Here is a 22,330-nt window from a genome sequence, read left to right on the forward strand (position 1 = left end):
ACGCTTTGCGGCGTCTTGCTCCATGTTTTGGTTTAGGCGGCGCCCGACTTGACAGAATCGACCACCAGCCGGCGCAACCAGACCGCGCCGGGATCGTCGTGACTTCGTTCGTGCCAGAGCAGGCGATAGCCGTAGGGCGTCACCTGCGCCGGCGGTTTCAGCATCACGAGACCGAGCCGCGGCGCAAGCTGCCGGGCCGCCCGCGAGGGCATGGTCACCAGGTAATCCGACGCAGCCGTGATCACCGCGGCCGTTGCGAAATATGGAACACGCAGCGCGACGTGCCGCTTGTAGCCGCGCTCGGCCAATGCGGTATCGATCGGCCCGCCCTGCCCGCCAAAAATGCTGACCACGATGTGCGGGCAGGCCGTGAACAGCTTGATCGGCAGCACGTCCTTTGCCCCGCGCATCTGCTTGAGCAAAGGATGCCCTTGCCGGACCAGCGTCACGAAATTTTCGCGGAACAGCTCGCGCGCCCGAAACGAGCCGGATACCGGATTATCGGCATACAGCACGAAATCGACCTGACCGTCAGCGAGCATGCGGAACACATCACGCGAGAAGCTGACGACCTCGACCGCCGCCCCGGGTGCCTCGCGCGCAAAGTGGGCGGCGACATTGGGCAGGATGGCGAGCGCCCCATAATCGGTCGTCGCGATGCGAAAGACGCGGTCGGTGGCGGAAGGATCGAATTTCGGCTTGTGGAGAAATGTCTCGACGCCGCCGAGCAAGGTCGCCAGCGGCTCGCGCATCGCCTCGGCGCGCAGCGTCGGCGTCATGCCGCTTGCCGCCTTCACCATCAGCCGGTCACCGAACAGGCGCCGCAGCTTTGCCAGCGCACGGCTGATCGCGGGTTGGCTGCTGCCGAGACGCTCAGCGGCGCGCGTGACGCTGCCGGTCTCGAGCAGCGCATGCAACACCACCAGCAGGTTGAGGTCGACTTTCGCCAAATCCATCGAACGCATAATGTAAATTCTATCATGACATTTGTGGATGATGCCAGATCATCGTACACAGACCCCACCGCGATAGGCCGGAGAAGCCGTATGCCATCACCTCTGAACATCAGCCGCCGCATAATGCTCGCAGGCGGCGCGGCCGGAGCGATGACGCCGCTGCTGGGCATGCCGGCCGCGATCGCGCAAACGCCTGCTGGCAGGGCCAATTCCGGCCACTACAGTTTTCGGATCGGCGATATCAAGACAACCGTCGTCAGCGACGGCACGCTGAGCGGCAATCCGCGCATCTATGCCCACACCGCCCAGGCGGAGGAACTCGGCAGGACGCTGAGCGATGCGTTCCTGCCGACCGACACCTTCACGCTCAACCTGAACACGCTTCTGCTGGAAACCGGTGGCAGGAGAATCCTGATCGAGGCAGGTGCAGCGCAAACGCTCGGCCCCGATGGCGGACATCTATTCCGCAATCTTGCGGCGATCGGCGTGGAGCCCGAGCACATCGACGCCATCGTGATCACGCATACCCATCCCGATCACGTCGGCAATCTCAGCCGCGCCGACGGATCGAGCGCTTTTCCGAAGGCGACGGTCCATCTTCCCGAGGACGATTTTGCGTTCTTCATCCGTAACGAGCCTGACCTGTCGCGGCTGCCCATGCCGGAAGATTTCCGGCGCGCCTTCATCGCCAATATCAAGCGAAGCGTGGCGCCCGTCGCCAAGTCTGCCGTGCTGTACCGGCCGGGCAGCGAGTTGTTGCCGGGCATAACGACGATCGCCGCCGGCGGCCACACGCCGGGCATGTCGGCGATCCTGGTGCATTCCGGCGCGCAAGCATTGCTGATCGCGTCCGATGCCGCCTATAGCCCCCTACTCAACATCGACAATGCCTGGCGGCCCGGGCCGGATCTCGATCCCGATACCGCGTTGCAGTCGCGCAGGCGCTTGTTCGACCGCGCTGCGACGGACCGCATCCCGGTGCTTGGATTCCATTTCCCGTTTCCGGGCATCGGCAACATCAGGAAGACGGACGACGGCTATCGCTGGGTGCCGGCGAACTGGCGGTTCGAAGGCTGAGCCAGCCCGAAGATGCGAAAGCGGCTATCGTAGGATCTCAAGCCCATCATTCTACGACCGCCGTATGCAGAAGCGCTGTTCTATCCAGGCGCCGCCCCGGCGATTTCCGAGATGAATCGTCCGCAGCGCTCTACGATCAGATCCTTGTCGTTATCGAGCGTGGCGACATGATAGGAATTGTCGAGCCAAAGCAGGCGCACGTCGTTGGAACTGACCTCCTGCGCGATTCGCTTGCCATTGGCCGCCGGCACGACGTGGTCCTCTCTGGAATGAATGGCGAGCGTGGGACAGCTGACCTTGCGCAGCAGGCTTTCGGTCGCAGCAATCAGGACGTGGACCTGCCGGAGGCAAGCGACTGGCACCTCCTGATAGGCCAGCTCCTTGACGCCGGCGGCCTTGATGTCCGATCCGATGCCGGGAACGCGCTTCGGCGCCGCGCCGTCCGATACGAGCTCGGCCATCGCGCCATCGAAGATTCCGGCGGCACCGTTGATCGGCACGGCGCCTGCGACGATGTTCGGAAAACGTGCGGCTAGGTTGAGCGTCAGCGTGCCTCCCATGGACAGGCCGGTGACGAAGACCTTGGTGCCCTGGCCAGCCAGCTCGTGAAGCGCCTGCTCCGCCGACGCGAGCCAATCGAGATAGCCGGTCGTTTCCATGTCGTCCGGTGAGGTGCCGTGGCCCCGCAGGCGAGGCCCGCTGACGGTGAAGCCGAAGCGCCGGTGAAGCTCTTCGCCGAGATACCGCATGCTTTGCGTCGTTCCCGTGAAGCCGTGGAGCACGAGGACCGCAGGCCCCTTGCCCTGCATGAAGAATGGTTCGGCTCCAGCCATCACATCGGTCATGTCATCTCTCCTGTTGTCATCGCGGCTGCGGCCGCATCCGTTCTCGTTCCGATATCGAGGCAATCATGACTGGCGCCTTGCCGAATATGCGGCCGCTGCAAGGCCGATGATCGCACCCTGCAGCATCAGCTTGGCGGATCCGCCAAGCCCCAGACTCGTCAGCAGGTTGAAGCTGAATGTCAACATCAAGGCGGCGACGGTCGGGCCGAGCCCCTCTCCCAGGACTATTGCATATGGTGCTTTGCGCGAGCTGAGCGCGCGCCTCGTCCTTCAACGCCCGCTAACGGCGGGCGTCTCGAAGAATGGCCACAGGCGAGATCGCTCCCATATGCGATCGCCCTGCCCCTTTCCGGAGCCGAAGGTAACGCCGTCGGCGTGAACGGCGCTAGCGGACCCGCTCGAACGTGATGCGGATCTTCGTGCCGTCAGGTCGTTCAAAATTCTCGGTCATGACGTCGCCGTCGACCACCAGACGCAATTCCTTCCGCGTCCGAACGCTGCCGATCCAGTTCGGAAAGGTGCAGCCCTCGACCTTGTTGCCGCTGAACTCGCCGTTCTCATCCACCGTGTAGGTGCCGAAAAAGCCGATGCTGCCGGCCATGGCCGCGCGGTTTTCCGCGTCCGTGCCCTCGCCCCGCACGCTGGAGGCAAAGCGCGGGACGTCCGAGTCGGTCAGCACCTCGATGAAGTGCATGTCCGGCGTGAAGGTCAGCAGCCCGTTCGGCCGCGCGCCATAGGCCGGCAGGTTCTTTCCTTCCGGATCGATCTGAGCGGAGACCATTCTCCAGGTGCCGAGCACCTTGTTCGGCGGCGTCGCGTGGACTGGAGCACTCATCAGGCAAACTCCCAAAGCGATCAGCACCAGATTTCGACGGGTCATGTTGGAGTCCTCTGCTTCGTCTTTCTACGCGGCCGCCGGGCCTCGGAATGGCGGACCTGCGCGAGGCCGCTTCAAGTGCACAGATCCGTCCTCGCCTGGGTGCGGGACGACTCCGTCGCTAAGCGAGCGCCGGTCAGTCTTGCCGAGACATCCCACAGATGAGACGCCACCGCATCGTCATCGGCCTGCGGCGGCACGCGGGCCACGGACGGCGAACCGCGGATTTCGCCGAACTTGTCCGGACCGTAATAGCCGCCGGGGACGATGTCCGGCGACGTCGCCGCGAACAGCGTCGGCAGCGCACCTTGCGCCGCCGGCTGAAACAGGAACCAGAGGGCGGTCCGCGCCAGGCCGGGAAGGCTCATCCGGCCGGCGCCATTCGGAATGAGGTCGGTCCGCGATACGCCGGGATGGGCCGCAACGCTGGTGATGCCCCAGCCGAACCTCCGGCTGCGTCGCTGCAGCTCGAACGCAAACATCAGGTTCGCAAGCTTGGACTGGCTGTAGATCGGCATCGGCTGGTAGCGACGCTCAGCCTGCAGATTGTCGAACTCGATCGCTCCGCTGCGCGCTGCCAGGCTGGACACGGTGACGACGCGCGGCTCGACGCCCTTGTGCAGCAGCGGCAGAAGCTCGGCCGTCAGCGCGAAATGGCCGAGGTGGTTCGTGCCGAACTGCATTTCGAACCCGTCGGCCGTTACTTGCCGGACAGGGGGCATCATGACCGCGGCATTGTTGACGAGCAGGTCGAGACTGTCCCGTTGGCCACGCAAACGGGAGCCGAAGGCCCGCACCGAATGAATATCCGCAAGGTCGAGCCGTTCGAACCGGACGTTCGCGTTGGGCTGACGGGATCGGATCCGCGCGACGGCGTCTGCTCCCTTCGAGGCATTGCGACCGGCAATGATCACTTCGCCGTCCGCACGCGCCAACGCCAGCGCATCTTGGTAACCCAGGCCACCCGTGCCCGTGACAACGGCGCAACGCCCCCGCTGGGACGGAATATCGCTCGCACTCCAACCAGGCATCGGGCCATCTCCCACGGCACAACATCACATCCGACCAGTTAAATTACACCTAGTGTAATTTTCAAGCGTTGTGCCGCCCGAGCCTGTTGACCTTCTCGTGAACGACACCTGCGCCGCGGCCCTCCCGCGCTGCGCGATTCAGTGGCCGCAGCGAAGCTCTGAGGATCCCGCGCAGCCGGACAAGCAAGAGGGCGGCTAGCGCCCGCAGCTTGGCCAGCGTCCCGGCGCGGATGACGGTCAGCACGGGGAGCAGCGCGAGCAGAAGGCTGAGGCCAATCCAGCGCAGAAGGCGGCCGGCCAGAAAGGCCTGGATCGTCGGGGTCCAGTCGTCCACCACGAGATTGACAGTCGCGGCGAACGCCGCCTTCGCACCCAGACAGAGGAAGCTGTTCGAAACGACGTTCGGCAGATCGAAGCAGGGATGGAACGAGATGGCGCACAGCAGGATGAGAACGCCGAAATTGCCGAGATGCGGCGAACGTATGGCCTTCACCGCGCGCGCGAGGGTCCGAGCGACAAATCGACGCTGGTCACGTTCCCTTGACGAGCCTTGCACGGCGCCGTCGAGGCGCTGCTCGCCGGCATGACGGGCTCGCGCGTCATGTATCGTCCGGGGGACGGATTGCAGGCTCCTGCGAGGTCTGCTGATTGCACGGCGAGGCCGGTGCGGCGCGCCCTGGCGATGGCTGGAGGCGACATAACCGGCAGGATTGCGGCGTAGAAGCTCGATGTTGCCGGAGCTGCGCGTGCGCTGGTCCTTCCCGGCCGCCGCTTGCAGCAAACCGGCCTCGGCATCGTGGAAATCGCAACGCGAAGCATCGGCATCCCGGTCGTTCGCCGGGCCGTCCCTGTCTGCAGTCATCTTGATCCAGTTCGGTGGTCTTGGACGCCTCGAATCGGCCCGAGCCTTGCTGGCCGGCCTCACATGCAGTAATTTCGCACTTGATGCGGAATTTTATCGCACTGAGTGTAATTTTGAATGAGGCCGTTGTGTGTCGAAACAGGACGGAAACGACCCATCACCGAAAAGCGAGGGACTGAGGGAGCAAAAGCGCCGCGAAACGTTGCGACGGATCACCGACACCGGTCTGAGGCTCTTCCTTCGGAACGGCTATGAGGCGACGACGCTCGATGCCATCGCGGAGGCAGCGGGAATTTCGCGTCGGACCTTCTTCTATTATTTCAAGTCGAAGGAAGACATCATCCTGGCCTGGCAGGGCGGTCTCGCCGAAGCCATAGGGCGCGCCGTTCTGGAGCAATCGACCAAGCAGCCGCCGCTCGAAGCGGTGAAGAATGCACTGGTCAGACTCACGGCGTCCTACGAGGACGTCCAGGCCCGGAAACAAATGATGGAGATCGACCGGTTCATCCGCACCAACGAGACGCTTCGCGCCCGCGAGGCCACCAAATACGCCCAACAGGAACAGGCGGTCTTCGACGCGCTCTGCACGATGTGGCCGCAGCCCAAGCGGCGAACGGCACTCCGCATAGTCGCGATGGTCTCAATCGGAGCTTTTCGCCTTGCGATCGACAGTTGGAGCCAGGATGAGGGAAGGCGTCCCTTCGCCGCCTATTTGCGGGACCGTTTCGCAAACATGAAGGCGGAAGCTTGAATCCAGGGGCTGTGACTGAGGCGCAGCCTCGCAAGGCTTATTGCGCCGCGATGCCCTCAGCCCTCCACCCGGTACAGCCGCCACCTTTCGGGCACCCCCTTGAGCCGGTGCTGGCCATGATCCCTCAGGTTGATTGCGGACTGCGCCGCCATCAGTTCCTTTACCGCGCTCGAAACCAGCACCTCGCCCGCGCGTGCTTTCGCTGCAACCCGGGTGCAGATGTGGAACGCGAGGCCGACCATTTCGCCGCCGCTGATGGTGTATTCGCCCGCGTGGAGACCCACCCTGATCTCGAGGCCGAGCGTGCGCACGGCTTTCTGAATCGCGGCCGCGCAGGCGATGCCGGCAGCGGGTTTCCTGAAGGTCGCCAGCACGCCGTCGCCCGTGGTCACGACCTCCTTGCCGCGGCACGTCTTCAGCTCCTTGCGGACCGCCGCGTAATAATGGCCCATCACCTTGGTCCAGCGCGCATCGCCGAGCTTGGCTGCCTTCGCCGTGGAGCCGACGATGTCCACGATGAGGATGGTGGCGAGCGCCTGCTTGAGCTCGGCGGCGCGGGCAGCCGACCGGCGCCGGTTCGCGATGGGTCCGGTCAGCGGCTCATAGCGGTGATTGCGGCGCCGCGCGATCGCGGCTTTCGTGTACTCCTGCGCGCGCTGCGCGGTGCCGCAACGGATCGTCTTCTCCTGCGGCGACCGCGACCAGTAGACCTTGCGCCCGGCGCCGGCGCCCTGCACCTCCACCGCGCCCCATTTCAGGAAGACCGCCGCGCCGACGCGTCTGACGCACCACGCCTTCGAGGTGTATCCGGAGACGTTGGACTGATGGACACCGATGCGGAGAAATTTGGGCATGAAGGTGCGGCCAGAGACCGTTTGGGCGTAGCTTCGGCAAGGCTAGTCGGACAATCCGGCCTTGGCAACCGGACCTCCGGCCTCTGACTCCGGCGGGACAAGCTTATCCAGGAGCGATGTCCAGATCGATGTGCTATCCTCCTATGGGGCGGCAGAAGAAAATCCGGAGAGAATTTATGGCAACGAGTGTCAAGCAAATGCTGGAAGCTGCGAACGCGGCGGTCCCGAAGATCACCTCGGAGCAGGCGGCCGAGATGATCAACAAGGGCAACACGCTGGTCGTGGACGTTCGCGATGCGCCGGAAGTCGCCGCCAGCGGCAAGATCGCCGGCGCCGTGAACGTCTCGCGCGGGATGCTGGAGTTTCGCGCCGACCCGGAGTCGCCCTATCACGACAAGGCGTTCGACAAGGACAAGACCGTCATCCTCTATTGCGCATCCGGCGGCAGGTCGGCGCTGGCCGGCAAGCTCTTGAAGGATATGGGTTACGAGAACGTCTACAACGTCGGCGGCTTCAAGGACTGGACGGGCGCAGTCGAGAAGTAGCGAGAACAGCGGCGCGGTTCCGTTGACTGCGCTGCGAACTCCGATTGGCACTTTCTGCGGCAAGGCGCGTTGCGGTGTTGTCGAGGAGGCGCAGATGACCAAGACCAAGGCTGCCCACGCACAAGACGCCAAGATTCCCACGCAAGCAGCGCTCAATCCCGGTGACGAAGCTCCGCCCGGAACCAAGGGCACCGGCGACGACGTCTGTCCCGATTGTCACGGCAAGGGACGCATCGACGGCGCGCCTTGCGCCACCTGCGGCGGGAGCGGCACCATCACGCGGGCAGTCGGCGGCGCCTGACGCCGCCTCGTCCAGCGGCTTCATCTTCGTAGCAACGATCGGCCCTTCACGTGTGTTTTCCCCAACTGGAGACAGTGAGGCGCACCATGAACAAGACGACCGGACTGACACCCGACGACTTTCCGATCGAAGCCGACAAGGACAAGCTGAAGACACACAAGGGCGAGCCGGTGGCCTCGGCCGAGACCGAGCAGATTGCGGACGAGATCGCCGACCGGCTGAACGAGCAAGCCCACCAGGAAGAGCAGGACCGCTGGTCAGCCTAGTTCAGCGGGTTTGCGGCGCCCCATCGAATTTGGAACGACCACGCGTTCCCGCGCATTGGCCCTTCGCCGGCGTCTCACCATTCCGGCAAATGGCGGCCCCGGCTCAAGCCCGCCCCCGGATGCCGGGCCGGGGCCGCCTAGAGCGCGATGCGATTAGGATGAACCGTCATCGCGCTCCAGGTTATTGTTTGAGCATGATCTTTTCGGAAAACCGCTGCGCACTTTGCGCTGCGCGGCCCTCCGGGTCCGGATCATGCACCAGGCCGAGCACAGGAGCGGACATGAAAGCACTCGTCATAGCAGGGCTCATCGCGGCGCTCGCCTCGTCTCCTTCCGCCTTCGCGCAAAGCGGCGCGGGGCCGTCGAGGACGGGCTCCGGCATCAATTCGACCGGCACCGGCGGCACGACCGGCGCGGGCGCCTCCAGCCTCAATACGTCGTCGGACGCCAACAACGGCGGCGCCAATGCACCGGCGAAGTCGTCAACGATGAGGCCGGGCGACAACGATCCGGCCAGGCAGACCCAGGGGGGCCAACAGGCCCTGCCGAACGCCCCCGGAACTAACCGGAAATAGCGCGAGCCGGATAGGCATAGAGCTCGATCGGGGCGTTGAAGCCGCGCACCTCGTGCCGGCCGACATGCTCCAATGCGAACTCCTTCTCGACAAGCTCGGCGAAATCGCGTGACAGCAGCACATTCCTGCCGAGCGTCTTGGTCAGCGCCTCCAGGCGGGAGGCCATGTTGACGGCCGGGCCGATCACCGTGAAATCCAGCCGCTGGGCAGATCCGATATTGCCGTACATGACATCACCGACGTGGACGCCGATGCCGTAGTTCAGCGGCGCGCGGCCGGTCGCGCTGTTCCGATCGTTGAGCGCGGCCATGGCTCCCCTCGCCTCGGCCACCGCATGCAGAAGATTGGCGCAGGCGTTCGGCTGATGCAGCGGGAAGATGGCGAGCAGCCCGTCGCCGATGAACTTCAGGATCTCGCCGCCGTGCCGCGCGATCGGCTCCGACATCGCGTCGAAATAGTCGTTGAGAAGGTCGATGACATCGTCGCGCGGCCAGTTGTCGGAGATCTTGGTGAAGTCCCTGAGGTCGCAGATCATGATCGCGGCGCGCACCGTCGTGCCGGTGCCGCGCCTGGTGGCGCCGGCCAGGATCAGCTCGCCGGCATGGGAGCCGACATAAGTTTCCAGCAGCGTGCGCGCCAGGCGATTCTTGATGCGGATCTCGCTGACCAGCGCCAGCACCGGCAACAGCTTCTTCAGGCCGGCGATGTGGACATCCTCGAAACCGCCGGGACGATCAGTGGCGAAGGTCACGACGTGGCGCTTGCCGAGCGTGTGCAGCAGCGGCCAGGCCACATAGTCGGTCATGCCCAGCGACCGCATGTCGTCATAGAGGGCATGCTTGCGACCGAGCGAAGAATCCTGCTCGAGCTTTTCGCGGACCTCGTCGGCACCGTCATGGATCTCGTTGGCGGAGCTGCCGATATATTCGGACCGCTCGCGAACGTCATAGTCGGCCAGCGTGATCTCCGCCTCGCGCTTGCCGTCGGACCACATCATGCGGGCACCCAGCCATTGCGGATGATGGATCATCACGTGAAGCGTCGATCGCTTGAGCGGAATGCCCGCCTGCTGCAGGCGGATGCACATCAGCGCGAAGATGTCGTCGATGAAGCGCTCGTCGCGCGTGCCGTTGGTCAGCCAGTCGATGACGCCGTCGGCCAGTGTGGGGGCGTATGTGTGTGGCGCATTCATATCCTGCCCCTCGAGCTGCGGTTTAGCCAGCAGATATCGTGCGCCGGCCCGGCGGCGTCAACCTAGCCAGTTGCATGGATTGTGCGCATCGGTCTGAGGTTCTAGACCAGAAGCCGGATCGACCCCAGCACCGCCAGACCCGCGACGAGCGCAAGCTGCGACGGCCCGGCCAGCTCGACCTTCAACGTGCCGGTGCGGGGAATCGCAAATTCCTCGTTGTCGAGGCGGATGCGGCATTCGCCGCGCGGGGCGTAGACCAGATGCGTGCCGGCGGCGAGGTGCCGGTCGCCGGGCTGCTTCAACGCGAGGAGATCGATCTCGGCCGCGCCGCGCCGCGCCATGAGGTTCACGACCTCGACGGGACCGGCCTCGAGCTCGGTCACGATCTCGAGCTCGCCGGTGAACCGCACCGTCGTAAAAGGTTCACGTTCGTCGAATTCCTGCGTCGGCGACTTCAGCACCAGCCCGCGGCCCTCGACGACCATTTGCAAGCGGTCGATGCCGGGCATGTGGGAGAACGGACCGGACGCAAGAATCGGCGTCGACGCAAAGCGCCAGAGCAGGCTGTCCCAGTCCTTCCGCGGCGCATCGGCCCGATGCGCATCCGCGATGTCGGTGAAGACGCCGGCGCCGTTCTTCCACGGCGAGCGGGTGTAGTCTTCAGGATTGAGCAGCGTCGCCTTCATGTCTTGAGCTCGTCCGGGAAAGTCGGAGTATGTACCAGAGTTTGTAGCCGGATGATGTCGCTATTTCGACGCCAATGCCGCCACAGGCCGCCAGCTGACGTCGGGCGCAGCTGCAGCGAGCCGACGGCAGCGGTCACGCATCAGCTCTGCCGGACGATCGTGGCCGCGCTGCTTCAGCACCGCCTCGAAATCGGCCAGCGCATCGGCAAAGCGGCGGGCGCGATAGGTGGCGAGGCCGCGCTCGTAGTCGGCGATCCAGCCGGTGCTGCCAACCGCCATCTCGTTCGCCATCCCGATCAGCTCGTGAACGGAGAGTCCCTCCTCGCGTCCGTAGACCGCGATGCTGTCGACCTCGCGCGTGACGACGGTGCCGCGCGCCAGACGTTCGGTCGCCGCGCCGACCAGGATCTGCGTGCCGTAGTATTTGTTGGCGCCTTCGAGCCGGCTCGCGACGTTCACGGCATCGCCGATCACGGTGTAGTTCAGCCGCAGCTCCGAGCCGATATTGCCAACCAGCATACGGCCGGAATTGATGCCGATGCGGATCTGGAGCGGCTGACCGAGATCGTCGACGAGGCCCGACTCGCCGATCGCCCGGCGGCAGGCGAGCGCGGCGCGGCAGCATCGCGCGGCGTGATCGCCTTGCGGCTGCGGCGCGCCCCAGAACGCCATCACGGCATCGCCGATGAACTTGTCGATGGTCCCGCCATTGGCGACGATGATCTCCGAGGTGAGGTCGAGATAGCGCGACAGCAGCGGCACGACGCGGTCGCCGAGCCGCTCCGACAGTCCGGTGAAGCCGGCGATGTCGATGAACATCACGCTGAGCTCCTGAACGCTGCCGCCGGGCTTCGCCTCGACGCCCTGGCGCAGCAGGCCGCGGACGAGATCCGCCGGGATGAACTTGCGGAATGCGGACAGGCCGGCCGCCATCTCCGCGATCGCACCCGACAGGCTTGCGATCTCCTTGAGCCGCGACGGATGCCGACGGACCTGCTCCAGCGCGAAGGCTTCGACATGGCGCAGCTCGCCGACGACGCGCGACAGCGGCGCGGCGATGACGGACCGCGCCAGCATTGCCGAGGCCAGCGCCGCGAGCACGGCGCCGACGGCGAGGCCGAGGATCAGGCGGTGCAATGTCGTCTCGACCGGCCCGAGAAATTCGGCCTCGGGGATGACGGTCGCGAGCGACCAGCCGGGAAACGGCAGCGGCGTCAGCGCAACCTCATAGGCCGCGCCGCCCGAGGTGAGCCGGCTCCGCCAGGCCTCCTTGCGGCCGGCTTCCCCGGCCTGGTCGAGCGCTGCGCGCGCCAGCGGGAGTAGCGCGGTGTTGCCACGCGCCGGATGGAGCTCGTCGGCGTCCTTGTCCGGCGCTGCGACGAGCTCGCCGCTGCCGTCGACGATGAAGGCGGTGCCGGTGCGTCCGACCTCCAGCTGCGACAGGAAGCGCGCAAGCCTGGTATATTCGATGATGACGGCAAGCACGCCTTGGCGCTCCTGGTAGACGTCGATCCGGCCGGCGAAGGCGATCGACGGCCGCTCGCCGGTCGCGTGGTCCATCACCCTGAACCATTGCGGGTCTTCCGCGCCGAGGCCGGCCTTGAACCAGGCCTGATCGGCGACGCGGAAATCGGTCGGCTCGAAGCGGCGGTTGGCGAACTCGATGTCGCCGGGCACCACGTCGTATTCGTCGACGCGGCGCTCGCCCGGATGATCCGTCAGCGAGATCTCCATCATCTCCAGGCGCCGATCGCCGAGCTTGTGCGCGGCGAAGAAGGAGCCGTCAGGCCAGCCGAACGCGACCCAGGAAATCGTGGCCTGCGATTGCAATTGCGAGAGGAAGACGAATTCGCGCTTGTCGGCCTCGCGGGTGTCGAGCACGTTCTGGAGGAACAGGGTGCGGATCGCGGTATGCGCGGCGCGCGCCTCGTCGACGATGGCCGAGACCTCCTTGCGCACCGCCGCGACGATCTGCTCGTTGATGGTCGAGGCGAGCTGCCGGCTGGCCGCCTCCGCGGTGCGCCACCACAGCAGGCTGGAGAGCGCCGCGGTCAGCAGGATCGCGGCGAGGACCAGCGCGGAGACAGCAAGGCGGATACTGACCGTCATCCTTGCGATCGCGCGCAGCTGGCGTCCGGGATCGACGTTCATGGTTTTATCCGCCTTTGGGTGGGCGCGACTCCTGTCATCTTCCTACGCAGATTTCCTACCGTCCGTTACCTCTGCCAAGTTTGGTCGGACGCATCCAATGCTCTCGCTCTAACGTGTCGATAGCGCCAAGGCATTGGATTTGGGCACCCACTTGCCCGCTAATCCCGTCCAAGCGCACCGACCGTGCGCCCGATCCAATCGATCTCACGGTTTCGTGAGCAGCCCGCCGTAACACGGGCGGCGCGCGGAACGAAGGAGATCATGCGCGCTCGCCTGCCGGGCGGCACCATTCGAACAGGAGAACCTCGATGTCTGCCAAACATACCGTCACCTCCCTCGTCCTCGCCGGTGCGGTGTCGACCGCGCTCGCGACCCTTGCCTCCGCCGCCCCCCTGAGCAAGGCCGAAGCCGATGCCGCCGTCGCCGCCAAGAAAGAGAAGTGCTTCGGCGTCGCACTGAAAGGCCAGAACGATTGCGCGGCGGGACCGGGCACCACCTGCCAGGGCACCTCGACCGTGGACTACCAGGGTAATGCCTGGAAATTCGTCAAGGGCGGCACCTGCACCAGCATCGAGCTGCCGGGCGGCAAGAAGGGTTCGCTGAAGCCGATCTGAACGGCGCAACGGCAGGCGCGAACGGAGCAGCACGATGAGCACGATCAAGCCGGCCCCGCCAGCAGCGCTGCCGCTCCGCTTCGCAACGCCGATCGGCGGCGTTGCCGGGACGAGCTTCAAGCCCGAGCACCTCCCGGCAATCCTCGAGGCAAAGAATCGGCGCGGCTTCTTCGAGGTCCACGCCGAGAACTACATGGGCGCGGGAGGGCCGCCGCATCGCGCGCTCGAGGCGATCCGCCGCGATCATCCGCTCTCGCTGCACGGCGTCTGCATGTCGATCGGCGGACCCCGGCCGCTCGACAAGGCGCATCTGGCGCGCTTCCGCGGCCTGGTCGCGCGCTATCAGCCGGCGCTGGTCTCCGAGCATCTCGCCTGGTCGACGCACGAGACCAGCTTCTTCAACGATCTGTTGCCTCTGCCCTACACGGCGGCGACGCTGACTTGCGTCTGCCATCACATCGATCAGGTGCAGGAGGCGATCCGGCGGCCGCTGCTGTTGGAAAACCCGTCGACCTATCTCGCCTTTCGCGAATCCTCGATGCGCGAGACCGAGTTCATCCGCGCCGTTGCGGAGCGCACCGGCTGCGGCCTGCTGCTCGACGTCAACAACGTGTTCGTCTCCGCGGCCAACCATGGATATTCGGCGCTCGACTACCTCGCTGATTTCCCGCTGTCGCGCGTCGAGGAAATTCATCTCGCCGGGCATGCCGCGCAGGCCGACGACGAAGGTGACCTGCTGTTGATCGACAGCCACGATGGCCCGGTGGCCGACGCCGTCTGGAAGCTCTACGAGATCGTGATCCGGCGCCGCGGGCCGGTGCCGACGCTGATCGAATGGGACAGCAAGATTCCGGACTGGCCGGTGCTGCAAGCGGAAGCCGCGGCCGCCCAAGCGATCCTCGACCGCTATCAGTCCGCCGTGCCGGCAGGAGAGCGTCATGCCGCCTGAACCCGGCCTGTGTTTTGCCGCATCGTTCGCGCCGGCGTTGCTGGATCCGGAGCGCAGCACGCCTGAATTCGTGACCGGCCCCAACGGCAAGGCCGCTGGCCGGCGCTATGACGTCTACCGCAACAACGTCACGGTCAGCCTGATCGACGCGCTCGCCGCGATCTATCCGGCGGTGCAGCGCATCACCGGCACCGACTTCTTCCGCGCCATGGCGCGCTTCCATGTGCGCAGCAATCCGCCGACATCGCCGCTGCTGTTCGAATATGGCCGCGACTTTCCGGACTTCATCGAAGCCTACGAGCATGCGCAAGATCTGCCCTGGCTCGGCGACGTCGCGCGTCTCGAGCGGGCCTGGCTCGACGCCTATCACGCCGCCGACGCCATCCCGCTGTCGCCGGCCCGGCTCTCGGCGGTGACGCCCGACCGCCTGGCTGATCTGGTTTTCATTCCGCACCCGGCCGCGCGGTGCCTGCGTTCGAATTACGCTGCCGTGACGATCTTTGCGGCCAACCGCGACGACGCACCGATTATGCGGATCGATGCCTCGACGCCGGAGGATGCCCTGATCACGCGCGGCGAATTCGACGTCGCCGTGCGCCGCCTTCCACCCGGCGGCGCGGTCTTCGCGCACCATCTCATGTTGGGCCGGCCGCTCGGCGAAGCCGCGGCGGCGGCGCTGGAGGCGGCAAGCGAATTCGACATCGCCGCGAACATTGCCGGGCTGATCGAAGCCGGCGCCTTCACCTCGCTCTGTTGCGGAGACCCATCATGATCACGGAGCAGCCCATGACGCCCGCCAGCGGCCTGGCGTCGCCCGGAGCACTCGTCGACAGAGCCAATCATCTGATGCAGGCGCTCGCGATGCCATCGCTGGTCCAGCTGGTGCTGCGCCTCGCGCTGGCCGTGCCGTTCTGGCGCTCGGGCCTGCTCAAATGGAGCGGCTTCCTCGAGCTCAACGACACCGCGGTGACGCTGTTCAGCGACGAATTCATGCTGCATCTGCCCGGCGGGCCCTATCACTTTCCGGCCCCGACGGTGATGGCCTTTCTCTCGGGCTCCGGCGAGATCATGTTCCCGATCCTGCTGGTGCTGGGACTGGGCACGCGGTTCGCCGCGCTCGGGCTGCTGTTCATGACCGTGATCGTCGAGCTCACGGTGCCCGACGGCTGGCCGATTCACCTCACTTGGGCGGCGATGGCGCTTGCCCTCATGGCTTACGGGCCGGGGCACATCTCGCTCGATCGTCTGATCTGTCGCATCCGTAGCCCGGATGGAGCGCAGCGCAATCCGGGGCAGGTTGCGCGGTGAGGCATCGGTCCCGGATTACGCTTGCGCTCCATCCGGGCTACAGAAGAGCACTTACATCCCGCTCAGGCCGCTATCGACTGCGAGGGTCTGTGCGGTGACGTAGACGCTTTCGTCCGAGAGGAAGAACAGCACGGCATAGGCAATCTCCCAGGCTGTCGCCTGGCGGCCGAACGGGATGTGGCTCTTGCCGCGGGAGGGACGGCCGGCGCCGGCTTTGCGGCCGTTGGGGGTGTCGACGAGTCCGGGATAGACGAGATTGGCGCGGATGCCGCGGCGGGCTCCGAGATGGGCGATGTTGCGCATCAGGCCGCCGAGCGCGGCCTTGGAGGAATCGTACACCGCCATCTGCGAACCCGCCTTCAGCGCGGCGATGGAGGAGATGAAGACGATGGCGCCGCCATTATCGAACCTCGGCATCGCGGCGCGGCAGCACAGCATGGGGCCGCGGACATTGACGTCGTAGATCTTGTTCCACTCCTCGGGGCTGACGGCATCGAGCCCGACCTTGCCGAATGTGCCGACGTTCAGCACCATGCCGTCGAGCCCGCCCATGGCGCGGCGCGCTTCGTCGATCATGCGGACGACGTCGGCCTCCGAGGTGACGTCGGCCGCGATGGCAAAGCCGTCGCCGCCTTCATCCGTGATGCGCTTCACCGTCTGTTCGGCGGAGCTGCGGTTGAGATCGGCGACCGCGACCTTGGCGCCCTCGCGGGCGCACAGGATGCTCATGGCACGGCCGTTGCCGATTGGATCGCTCGCTGCGTCGAACACGCGTTGGCCGCCGCCGACGATCAGGATGCGGCGCCCTTTGAGGCGCCCCCTGCCCGGCGCTTCTCCGGATGATTCCGCGCTCGGCGGACGAATGTAACGCTCCGGCTTGCTCTCGGTGTCCGCCATCTCAGCCGCCTGGCTTCTTGCCGCCGTCATAGACCTTCATGCCAGCGGCGGGATCGAGATCGGTTTCCGTTGCTTCGGTCAGGCGCGCCATCATCATGTAAAAGCCGAGCGCGACGATGGCTTCGACGATTTCCTGGTCGCTGAAATGTTTTCGCACGGCCGCGAAGATGGTCTCGGGGACACGGACGTTCTCGACCACTTCGCGGCCGAACTTCAGCAGCGCGCGCTCGGCCTCGCTCAGGCCGGCGGCGTCGTAGTCACTACGCTCGACGGCGTCGATCTGGTCCTGCGTGCAGCCGACGCCGAGCGCGATCGGCACGTGCTGGCGCCACTCGTAGGCGCCGCCTTCGAGCTGGGCGGACTGGAGGATCAGAAGCTCGCGGTTGACCGCGCTGAGCTTCTGCTTGTGCAGGATGGAATTGCCGAGCCGCATCGCCGGAATCATGTTGGCCTCGGCATGGGCCATCATGCGGAAGATGTTGAGCTTGACCGGCATGCGGTCGAACGAGGCGCGAATGTCGCCGCTCGTCGTCTCCGGATCAATCAGGGGCAGCCTTGCCACGCATTTCTCCCTTGGGCTTTCGTTTCTTGTTGTCGGCGTCTTGACCTGCCGCGATCAGCGACAGGAAGAAGGCGAGATAGCGGTCGATCGCCTCGATCACCTTCGGCCGCGGCGACGGCACCGCGCCCATCACGTAATGCTCGAGGCGGATGTAGATCAGACCGGCGGCGAACAGCCGCGCGGTCTCGCGCGGATCAGTGGTCGAGATCAGGCCGGCGAGCGCGAAGCCGCGGAAATAATCCGTCATCAGGCTCTGCTCGCGCGCGTAGAAATGATCGGCGAATTTGGCGCGAATGCCTGGCACGCGGTTGCGCTCGGCGGTGATGACCTTCTGGAACTGGTGCTCGCGCGGATCGGACCATTGCTCGACGAGGTCGAGCGCGAACTGCCGGCAGAACTCCGCCGGCTGCCGCGCCAGCTGCTTGTAGCGCGGCTCCTCCAGCCGGCTCGCCGAGCTGGCCGGGCCATGCTCGCTGACGATCGCCTCGAGGATCGCCGCCTTGCCGGGGAAATGGTTGTAGAGGCTGCTCTCGCGGATGCCGACGCGGCGCGCGAGCTCGCGCATCGAGGCGCCGCCATAGCCCCTCTGCGCGAACAAATTGAGCGCTTCGGCGAGGATGCGCTCGCGCGTCGTGGGCGCGTCCGCCGCGCTTGAGGTGTGGACAGCCATGATGCTTGACTAACGAACGATAGTTCGCTAGTCAACCGTACGAACGATCGTTCGTTTCAACTCCGCTCGATAAGCGGAGAGCAATTGGGGGAAGAACGCCATGGCAAGCCACGCTCGCCTTTTGCCCGCGCAAACCATCGCAGCGCTTCGCATCGTCACATCATTGCTGCTGATCCTGTCTGCGGCGGCGTCGGCCCGTGCCGAGGATGCTGCCGCCTACCCCACCCGCAAGATCAGGATGCTGCTGCCTTACGCGGCCGGCGGCGGCGGCGACGTAGTCGGCCGGCTGCTTGCGGACAGGATGGGCAAGACGCTCGGACAGAGCATCTATATCGAGAACCACACCGGCGCCGCCGGCACGATCGGCACGCAGATGGTCGCGACTTCCGCGAATGACGGCTACACCATCACCGTCGGCGGCATGACCACGCATGTGCTGGCGCCCGCGATCTATCCAAAGCTGCCCTACGATCCGATCAAGGATTTCACGACGATCGGGCGCGTCGGCGTCTCCTCCATCATGCTGGTGGCGACCAAGGACTTTGCCGCCAATGACATCAAGGGTCTGGTCGCGCTGGCCAAGAAGGGCGAGCCGATCCAGTACGGCAGCTGGGGCGTCGGCTCGACCGGGCAATTCTGCGCGGAAATCCTGATGCAGCAGACCGGCATCAAGATGGACCACGTGCCGTTCAACGGCATCGCAAAGCTGGCCGGCGATTTGCTCGGACGCCACATTTCGCTCGCGACGCTCGACGTCGCAACCGCAACGCCGCTGGTGAAGGAGGGCTCGATCAAGGCGCTGGCGGCCTGCGGCGAGCGGTCGCCGAGCCTGCCCGAAATCGCCAGCTACAAGGAGCAGGGCGTCGCGTTCGACCGCAGCCTGTCATGGGCGATGTATGCGCCCGCCGGCGTGGCTCCGCCGATCGCGCAGAAGCTGTCGGCGGCCCTGAAGGAGACCCTTGGCGATGAGGTGGTGAAGCAGAAGCTGCTGGCGCTCGGCATCACCCCGCAATTCGTGCCCGGCGAGGAGCAACGCGACATCAACGCGCGCGACATCACGGCCTGGAAGCAGGTTGCCAAGGACGCGGGCATCGAGGTCAAGTGAGCAAGCTGACGACAGGAGCGCGGGCATGAGCCGTATCTTCGGCGCGGTGCGCCAGAACGGATATGTGGTGCGGGACATCCACGCCGCGATGAAGCACTGGATCGAGGTGATGGGCGTCGGACCCTGGTACTACATGGACCGGGTCAAGACCGACTGGTTCCGGCATCGCGGCCGGGATTCCGCCGTCGAGATGAGCATTGCGCTGGCGAATTCCGGCGATCTCCAGATCGAGCTGATCCAGCAGCGCAACGACGCGCCCTCGCTCTACAGGGAATTCCTCGATGCTGGGCACGAAGGGCTCCAGCACATGTCGTACTGGAGCCACGACTATCAGGCGCTCTACGACAAGGCGCTCGGGCTCGGCTATCGGATCGGCCATGAGGGCCAGATCGGCGGCAACAAGGGACGCTTTGCCTATTTCGACACGCAGGCGCATCCGGGCACGGTGATCGAAATGTCCGACATCAGCGGCACCAAGGGCCCGTTCTTCGAGAAGGTGCGGCAGGCCGCACTGAACTGGGACGGCACGCGGCCGATCCGCGAGGTCAGCGGCGGGAGATCGTAAGGCTCGCTGACCGGTTTTGCCGATGTTCGCTGAGCACACAACGCCGTGCTGAGCCGGTCTCCTTCACAGCCTTGCCGGCGCATCCGTGGTAACGTTGGGCCTCACGTTCCGAACCTTCAGCGAGGCAGGCATGTCAGACACTGACAAGGTTTTCGCCGGCTCCATCCCAAAACTCTACGATGAGCATCTCGTCCCGATGATCTTCGCCGGATACGCCGACGACATCGCAAGACGCGTCGCCGCGCTCTCGCCCTCCGCGCTGCTCGAGATCGCGGCCGGCACCGGCGCCGTGACGCGCGCCGTGGCGGCGGCTTTGCCGCGCAACGTCCGCTACGTTGCGACCGACCTCAACGAGCCGATGCTCGCGGTCGCGGCGCAGCATCAGGCGGGCGATGACCGCATCTCCTGGCGCCAGGCGGATGCGTTGGCGCTTCCGTTCGGCGACGCCGAGTTCGACGTGGTCTGCTGCCAGTTCGGCGCGATGTTCTTTCCGGACCGCGTCAAGGGCTATTCGGAAGCAAAGCGCGTCCTGAAGCTCGGCGGCGCGTTTCTTTTCAATGTCTGGGACCGCATCGAGGAGAACGTGTTCGCCGATGACGCAACGACCGCCCTGGGCAAGCTGTTTCCCGACGATCCGCCACGCTTCCTAACGCGGACACCCCACGGCTATTTCGACCAGGCGATCATACGGGCCGACCTTGCACGCGCAGGTTTCGGCAACGTCTCGATCGAAATACTGGCAGCCACCAGCCGCGCCGCCTCGCCAGACCTCATGGCGTTAGCGTATTGCCAGGGTACCCCGCTGCGCGGCGAAATCGAGGCGAGAAGCGGCGGCGATCTTCAGGCCGCGACGGACGCTGTCGCCGCTGCAATCCGCGCGCGCCACGGATCCGGACCGGTCGAAGCCAAGATCCAGGCGCTGGTGATCACGGCGCGGCCATAAGCCTGCGCCGCAGGCAAGCCCCGCGTCCTTACCAGAACCCCCGCTGCATCGGCTGCGCCGGCTGGTAATATTGGTACTGGCTGCGCCGGCGCGGGTTGGCCGGCTGGACGTAGGGATCGCGGTAGAAGAAGCCGAAGCCGTTGTCCCAGCCGTCATCGCTGGCGATCATGGCAGGCGCGGTCGGCTTGCGCGTGATGAAGCCGCCTTGCGGCTCGTTGCTCAGCACCGCGACGAACTCGGTGCGGTAATTGGTCTCGCTGCTCAGCGGCTCGTCCGAGATGACGATCGAGGAACGCGGCAACGCGGTCGGTCCGATGCGGTCCCATACGTCCTGCGGGATGGTGATGCGGTCGAGTGCGTTGCGCGCCTCATCGCCGTTCTCGATCGTGACAACGCTCCAGCGCAGGCCCGTCCCGGTCTTCGCCATCGCCGTAAAGATATGCGTGCCGATCGGCTGCTCGGGATTGCGGATCGTGACGGGGACCTCGATGCTGGTGTCGAACACCTCGCCGCCGCCGTCGGGCGCCGGCTTGTGCGTGTTCCGACGCACATAGAGCTTCTGCGTCGCCCGGCTGATGTAGACCGAGACCGGCTCGCCCGCGAGCTTCGCGTCGGTCGCCGCCTTCACGGCCTCGGTCTTTCTGGCCGCAGCGGTCTTCGCGGCTTCCTTGGTCGCAGCCACCGCATCGCGCTTCGGCTGCGCGGCGGCCCTGGCGGCCTCGAGCTGCGTCGCCGCGTCGGCAGCCTTGGTTGCTGCCTTCTGCTTCAGCTCCTCGGCCTTGGCGCGGGCCTGATCCGTCTTGGCATTTGCGAGCATTTTGTCGGCGAAGGCGAGCTCGGCATCGGCGCGGGTCTTCTGCTGTTCCAGCTTGCGCAACGCGGCCGGGAGCGAGGCGGCTTCCTTCGCGGCGGCGGACGCAGCCTTCTTGGCCTCGTCGGCCGCCCTTGTGGCCTCCTCCGCCTCGGCGGAGAGCTTGTCGGCCCGGCCGGGCACGGCCGCGATGGCCTCCGGCTTTGGCACGAACAGCGAGGGATGAGAGAATTCCGTCGGGACCGTGTCATGCGGCGAGACGATCACGCGCATCCCGATATAGGTCTTGTCGAACACATTCTCGGCGAAGCCGAACGGCATTCGCACGCAGCCGTGCGAGGCGGCATAGCCGGGCAGCGGTCCGCCATGCAGGGCGATGCCGTTCCAGGTAATGCGCTGCATGTGCGGCATCCAGGCATCGTCATAAAGGCTCGAGCGATGCTCCCGGTTCTTCTCGAGGATGGCAAAGACGCCAGCCGGCGTCTCGCGTCCGGTGGTGCCGGTCGATACCGGCGCGCGCACGATCCAGCCGTCGGCATCGTAGAAAGTGACCTGCTGGCTCTTGATCGACACGATCGCCATGACCGGATCGCCGGCCACCCGCGGCGCGACTGCCTCGGCCACCTGGCGCTGCTGCTTGGCCGCAATCGCCGGGGTGGCCGCCGCAAGGGTCGCCGCCGCCACGAGCGCCATGATTCCGGCAGGCCCCCGGCGCCCCACCGCCCTGATGGATTGCGCCGTCGTCGATCGGTTTTTCATGCCATCCTCGGTCGAGCTGCCAGTCGGCTGGTATCGCTCACGTGTCAGATTGGAATCGTTGCATTAAGAAATTGCAGTCGCCTTACGTTCCGTCTGTGGCGGGATTCGGTACGTTCGGACGACAAATCTCTCATATACGACGCCTCGCGGAGGCGGAAGGCGGCCGTCAGCCGAGGGC

At 65.6% G+C, this 22,330-nt stretch carries 26 protein-coding genes; 12 read left to right on the plus strand and 14 right to left on the minus strand.

Translation table 11 applies throughout. The features are described 5' to 3' along the window. Positions 1-32: 32 nt before the first annotated feature. A complete protein-coding gene (locus tag XF30_RS34340) occupies positions 33-956 on the minus strand; it encodes a LysR family transcriptional regulator (protein WP_158284441.1) in 924 nt (307 codons plus the stop codon). A gap of 123 nt (positions 957-1,079) precedes the next feature. Between XF30_RS34340 and XF30_RS34345 the strand changes: the two genes are divergently transcribed. Beyond that, positions 1,080-2,033 carry an MBL fold metallo-hydrolase gene (locus XF30_RS34345; RefSeq protein ID WP_109145162.1) on the plus strand — a complete coding sequence of 318 codons (954 nt, stop codon included), beginning with the start codon at positions 1,080-1,082 and terminating at the stop codon, positions 2,031-2,033. 80 nt (positions 2,034-2,113) lie between these two features. Here the strand turns inward: XF30_RS34345 and XF30_RS34350 are convergent, their stop codons facing one another. The 4 genes from XF30_RS34350 to XF30_RS34365 all read right to left on the minus strand — a co-directional run bounded on the left by XF30_RS34350 (position 2,114) and on the right by XF30_RS34365 (position 5,567). Beyond that, complete coding sequence (locus tag XF30_RS34350) at positions 2,114-2,878, minus strand: alpha/beta hydrolase (RefSeq protein WP_036026712.1); 765 nt, start codon at positions 2,876-2,878, stop codon at positions 2,114-2,116. A gap of 385 nt (positions 2,879-3,263) precedes the next feature. Further along, positions 3,264-3,713, minus strand: coding sequence for a lipocalin-like domain-containing protein (locus XF30_RS34355; protein WP_225114035.1), 450 nt, complete (start codon positions 3,711-3,713; stop codon positions 3,264-3,266). Positions 3,714-3,829: 116 nt separating this feature from the next. Continuing rightward, entirely contained in the window at positions 3,830-4,786 is a 957-nt protein-coding gene (locus XF30_RS34360) for an oxidoreductase (RefSeq protein WP_036011654.1), read from the minus strand. Positions 4,787-4,847: 61 nt separating this feature from the next. Then, positions 4,848-5,567, minus strand: coding sequence for a hypothetical protein (locus XF30_RS34365; protein ID WP_146207772.1), 720 nt, complete (start codon positions 5,565-5,567; stop codon positions 4,848-4,850). Between the two features lie 283 nt (positions 5,568-5,850). On the opposite strand from XF30_RS34365, the gene XF30_RS34370 reads away from it, so the two are divergent. Then, positions 5,851-6,399, plus strand: coding sequence for a TetR/AcrR family transcriptional regulator (locus XF30_RS34370; protein ID WP_225114033.1), 549 nt, complete (start codon positions 5,851-5,853; stop codon positions 6,397-6,399). A 56-nt stretch (positions 6,400-6,455) separates the two neighbouring features. Here XF30_RS34370 and XF30_RS34375 read toward each other — a convergent pair whose 3' ends face one another. Further along, positions 6,456-7,253, minus strand: coding sequence for an adenylate/guanylate cyclase domain-containing protein (locus tag XF30_RS34375; protein ID WP_109145165.1), 798 nt, complete (start codon positions 7,251-7,253; stop codon positions 6,456-6,458). Between the two features lie 176 nt (positions 7,254-7,429). Here XF30_RS34375 and XF30_RS34380 point away from each other — a divergent pair, with 176 nt between their 5' ends. The 3 genes from XF30_RS34380 to XF30_RS34390 all read left to right on the plus strand — a co-directional run bounded on the left by XF30_RS34380 (position 7,430) and on the right by XF30_RS34390 (position 8,365). Next, positions 7,430-7,798, plus strand: a complete 369-nt coding sequence (locus XF30_RS34380) for a rhodanese-like domain-containing protein (protein ID WP_109145166.1) — start codon at positions 7,430-7,432, stop codon at positions 7,796-7,798. A 94-nt stretch (positions 7,799-7,892) separates the two neighbouring features. After that, positions 7,893-8,099, plus strand: a complete 207-nt coding sequence (locus tag XF30_RS34385; RefSeq protein ID WP_050991724.1) for a hypothetical protein — start codon at positions 7,893-7,895, stop codon at positions 8,097-8,099. Between the two features lie 86 nt (positions 8,100-8,185). Beyond that, the gene (locus XF30_RS34390; protein ID WP_036011671.1) at positions 8,186-8,365 is read left to right on the plus strand and encodes a hypothetical protein; all 180 of its coding nucleotides are present in this window, start codon (positions 8,186-8,188) and stop codon (positions 8,363-8,365) included. Between the two features lie 181 nt (positions 8,366-8,546). Here XF30_RS34390 and XF30_RS38345 read toward each other — a convergent pair whose 3' ends face one another. The 4 genes from XF30_RS38345 to XF30_RS34410 all read right to left on the minus strand — a co-directional run bounded on the left by XF30_RS38345 (position 8,547) and on the right by XF30_RS34410 (position 12,969). Then, complete coding sequence (locus XF30_RS38345) at positions 8,547-8,870, minus strand: hypothetical protein (RefSeq protein ID WP_158284442.1); 324 nt, start codon at positions 8,868-8,870, stop codon at positions 8,547-8,549. 56 nt (positions 8,871-8,926) lie between these two features. Next, positions 8,927-10,132 (minus strand): adenylate/guanylate cyclase domain-containing protein, encoded by a 1,206-nt coding sequence (locus tag XF30_RS34400; protein WP_036011675.1) that lies wholly within the window; start codon positions 10,130-10,132, stop codon positions 8,927-8,929. Positions 10,133-10,233: 101 nt separating this feature from the next. Further along, positions 10,234-10,818, minus strand: coding sequence for a HutD/Ves family protein (locus tag XF30_RS34405; RefSeq protein ID WP_109145167.1), 585 nt, complete (start codon positions 10,816-10,818; stop codon positions 10,234-10,236). A 60-nt stretch (positions 10,819-10,878) separates the two neighbouring features. Continuing rightward, positions 10,879-12,969 carry an adenylate/guanylate cyclase domain-containing protein gene (locus XF30_RS34410; RefSeq protein ID WP_109145168.1) on the minus strand — a complete coding sequence of 697 codons (2,091 nt, stop codon included), beginning with the start codon at positions 12,967-12,969 and terminating at the stop codon, positions 10,879-10,881. A 308-nt stretch (positions 12,970-13,277) separates the two neighbouring features. Between XF30_RS34410 and XF30_RS34415 the strand changes: the two genes are divergently transcribed. Genes XF30_RS34415 through XF30_RS34430 form a run of 4 tightly spaced genes read left to right on the plus strand, consistent with a single transcriptional unit; the run spans position 13,278 to position 15,840 of the window. Continuing rightward, entirely contained in the window at positions 13,278-13,583 is a 306-nt protein-coding gene (locus XF30_RS34415; RefSeq protein ID WP_036026732.1) for a BufA1 family periplasmic bufferin-type metallophore, read from the plus strand. 34 nt (positions 13,584-13,617) lie between these two features. Beyond that, a complete protein-coding gene (bufB, locus tag XF30_RS34420) occupies positions 13,618-14,532 on the plus strand; it encodes an MNIO family bufferin maturase (RefSeq protein WP_109145169.1) in 915 nt (304 codons plus the stop codon). Beyond that, entirely contained in the window at positions 14,522-15,304 is a 783-nt protein-coding gene (locus XF30_RS34425) for an HvfC/BufC N-terminal domain-containing protein (protein ID WP_109145170.1), read from the plus strand. Before bufB ends, XF30_RS34425 begins: the two co-directional genes overlap by 11 nt. Continuing rightward, positions 15,301-15,840, plus strand: coding sequence for a DoxX family protein (locus tag XF30_RS34430; protein ID WP_109145171.1), 540 nt, complete (start codon positions 15,301-15,303; stop codon positions 15,838-15,840). The genes XF30_RS34425 and XF30_RS34430 overlap by 4 nt, the downstream gene beginning before the upstream one ends. 51 nt (positions 15,841-15,891) lie before the next feature. Here the strand turns inward: XF30_RS34430 and XF30_RS34435 are convergent, their stop codons facing one another. Genes XF30_RS34435 through XF30_RS34445 form a run of 3 tightly spaced genes read right to left on the minus strand, consistent with a single transcriptional unit; the run spans position 15,892 to position 17,969 of the window. Beyond that, positions 15,892-16,737, minus strand: a complete 846-nt coding sequence (locus XF30_RS34435; RefSeq protein WP_192893335.1) for an SDR family NAD(P)-dependent oxidoreductase — start codon at positions 16,735-16,737, stop codon at positions 15,892-15,894. Position 16,738: 1 nt separating this feature from the next. Next, the gene (locus XF30_RS34440; RefSeq protein WP_036011690.1) at positions 16,739-17,299 is read right to left on the minus strand and encodes a carboxymuconolactone decarboxylase family protein; all 561 of its coding nucleotides are present in this window, start codon (positions 17,297-17,299) and stop codon (positions 16,739-16,741) included. Further along, positions 17,277-17,969, minus strand: a complete 693-nt coding sequence (locus tag XF30_RS34445; protein ID WP_109145173.1) for a TetR/AcrR family transcriptional regulator — start codon at positions 17,967-17,969, stop codon at positions 17,277-17,279. The genes XF30_RS34440 and XF30_RS34445 overlap by 23 nt, the downstream gene beginning before the upstream one ends. A gap of 100 nt (positions 17,970-18,069) precedes the next feature. Here XF30_RS34445 and XF30_RS34450 point away from each other — a divergent pair, with 100 nt between their 5' ends. From XF30_RS34450 to XF30_RS34460, 3 genes are all read left to right on the plus strand, one after another. Next, positions 18,070-19,074, plus strand: coding sequence for a Bug family tripartite tricarboxylate transporter substrate binding protein (locus tag XF30_RS34450; protein ID WP_109145174.1), 1,005 nt, complete (start codon positions 18,070-18,072; stop codon positions 19,072-19,074). Between the two features lie 25 nt (positions 19,075-19,099). Then, positions 19,100-19,639: a VOC family protein gene (locus XF30_RS34455; protein ID WP_109145175.1), complete on the plus strand. Its 540-nt coding sequence runs from the start codon at positions 19,100-19,102 to the stop codon at positions 19,637-19,639. A 130-nt stretch (positions 19,640-19,769) separates the two neighbouring features. After that, the gene (locus XF30_RS34460; protein ID WP_109145963.1) at positions 19,770-20,582 is read left to right on the plus strand and encodes a class I SAM-dependent methyltransferase; all 813 of its coding nucleotides are present in this window, start codon (positions 19,770-19,772) and stop codon (positions 20,580-20,582) included. Positions 20,583-20,610: 28 nt separating this feature from the next. Here the strand turns inward: XF30_RS34460 and XF30_RS34465 are convergent, their stop codons facing one another. Continuing rightward, positions 20,611-22,152, minus strand: a complete 1,542-nt coding sequence (locus XF30_RS34465) for a L,D-transpeptidase (RefSeq protein ID WP_109145176.1) — start codon at positions 22,150-22,152, stop codon at positions 20,611-20,613. Between the last annotated feature and the right edge of the window lie 178 nt (positions 22,153-22,330).

Source organism: Bradyrhizobium sp. SUTN9-2 (assembly GCF_003122645.1).
Taxonomy (GTDB): Bacteria; Pseudomonadota; Alphaproteobacteria; order Rhizobiales; family Xanthobacteraceae; genus Bradyrhizobium; species Bradyrhizobium yuanmingense.

Excerpts from the sequence above, each read along its gene's own strand:
- XF30_RS34455 (WP_109145175.1), top strand. The coding sequence starts at position 19,100 with ATGAGCCGTATCTTCGGCGCGGTGCGCCAGAACGGATATGTGGTGCGG.
- XF30_RS34400 (WP_036011675.1), bottom strand. The coding sequence starts at position 10,132 with ATGAATGCGCCACACACATACGCCCCCACACTGGCCGACGGCGTCATC.
- XF30_RS34460 (WP_109145963.1), top strand. The coding sequence starts at position 19,770 with ATGTCAGACACTGACAAGGTTTTCGCCGGCTCCATCCCAAAACTCTAC.
- XF30_RS34360 (WP_036011654.1), bottom strand. The coding sequence starts at position 4,786 with ATGCCTGGTTGGAGTGCGAGCGATATTCCGTCCCAGCGGGGGCGTTGC.
- XF30_RS34445 (WP_109145173.1), bottom strand. The coding sequence starts at position 17,969 with ATGGCTGTCCACACCTCAAGCGCGGCGGACGCGCCCACGACGCGCGAG.
- XF30_RS34340 (WP_158284441.1), bottom strand. The coding sequence starts at position 956 with ATGGATTTGGCGAAAGTCGACCTCAACCTGCTGGTGGTGTTGCATGCG.
- XF30_RS34385 (WP_050991724.1), top strand. The coding sequence starts at position 7,893 with ATGACCAAGACCAAGGCTGCCCACGCACAAGACGCCAAGATTCCCACG.
- XF30_RS34380 (WP_109145166.1), top strand. The coding sequence starts at position 7,430 with ATGGCAACGAGTGTCAAGCAAATGCTGGAAGCTGCGAACGCGGCGGTC.
- XF30_RS34345 (WP_109145162.1), top strand. The coding sequence starts at position 1,080 with ATGCTCGCAGGCGGCGCGGCCGGAGCGATGACGCCGCTGCTGGGCATG.
- XF30_RS34430 (WP_109145171.1), top strand. The coding sequence starts at position 15,301 with ATGATCACGGAGCAGCCCATGACGCCCGCCAGCGGCCTGGCGTCGCCC.
- XF30_RS34425 (WP_109145170.1), top strand. The coding sequence starts at position 14,522 with ATGCCGCCTGAACCCGGCCTGTGTTTTGCCGCATCGTTCGCGCCGGCG.
- XF30_RS34355 (WP_225114035.1), bottom strand. The coding sequence starts at position 3,713 with ATGAGTGCTCCAGTCCACGCGACGCCGCCGAACAAGGTGCTCGGCACC.
- XF30_RS34415 (WP_036026732.1), top strand. The coding sequence starts at position 13,278 with ATGTCTGCCAAACATACCGTCACCTCCCTCGTCCTCGCCGGTGCGGTG.
- bufB (WP_109145169.1), top strand. The coding sequence starts at position 13,618 with ATGAGCACGATCAAGCCGGCCCCGCCAGCAGCGCTGCCGCTCCGCTTC.
- XF30_RS34465 (WP_109145176.1), bottom strand. The coding sequence starts at position 22,152 with ATGAAAAACCGATCGACGACGGCGCAATCCATCAGGGCGGTGGGGCGC.
- XF30_RS34390 (WP_036011671.1), top strand. The coding sequence starts at position 8,186 with ATGAACAAGACGACCGGACTGACACCCGACGACTTTCCGATCGAAGCC.
- XF30_RS34350 (WP_036026712.1), bottom strand. The coding sequence starts at position 2,878 with ATGACCGATGTGATGGCTGGAGCCGAACCATTCTTCATGCAGGGCAAG.
- XF30_RS34405 (WP_109145167.1), bottom strand. The coding sequence starts at position 10,818 with ATGAAGGCGACGCTGCTCAATCCTGAAGACTACACCCGCTCGCCGTGG.
- XF30_RS34410 (WP_109145168.1), bottom strand. The coding sequence starts at position 12,969 with ATGAACGTCGATCCCGGACGCCAGCTGCGCGCGATCGCAAGGATGACG.
- XF30_RS34450 (WP_109145174.1), top strand. The coding sequence starts at position 18,070 with ATGGCAAGCCACGCTCGCCTTTTGCCCGCGCAAACCATCGCAGCGCTT.
- XF30_RS34435 (WP_192893335.1), bottom strand. The coding sequence starts at position 16,737 with ATGGCGGACACCGAGAGCAAGCCGGAGCGTTACATTCGTCCGCCGAGC.
- XF30_RS34375 (WP_109145165.1), bottom strand. The coding sequence starts at position 7,253 with ATGCCCAAATTTCTCCGCATCGGTGTCCATCAGTCCAACGTCTCCGGA.